General features: G+C 31.4%; 1 pseudogene. It reads right to left on the reverse strand.

From position 1 onward, the window contains the following. Positions 1-305: pseudogene (locus Q1A46_RS20795) on the reverse strand (glucan endo-1,3-beta-D-glucosidase); the annotation flags it as partial. Positions 306-331: the final 26 nt, after the last annotated feature.

Raw genomic sequence — 331 nt, forward strand, 5'->3', positions numbered from 1 at the left:
GTTTTACTTGATGAAACTCCTCCTGTACCTATTGCAACTGCTGTTACTGTATATGTATTTATTCCTAATTCACTAAAGTTATATGTGATTTTACCATCTGGTTTAGATGACTCTATACCATCATATATAAATTTAAATGATAAAGCATCATCTGCTGTAGCTGTAAAATTTACAACTCCTGTTCCATCTCCATTCGGATTTGTAGCATCCTGACCAATAATTTCGGCTACTATATTAATATTACTAGGTGTAATAATATCTCCGAATTCATAGTTGTTTTCTTCACAACCGTTTAGTAATAACATTGTGAAGATTATTACAACTACTTGAG

It is taken from the genome of uncultured Tenacibaculum sp. (genome assembly GCF_947502995.1).
In the GTDB taxonomy this organism is placed as follows: domain Bacteria; phylum Bacteroidota; class Bacteroidia; order Flavobacteriales; family Flavobacteriaceae; genus Polaribacter.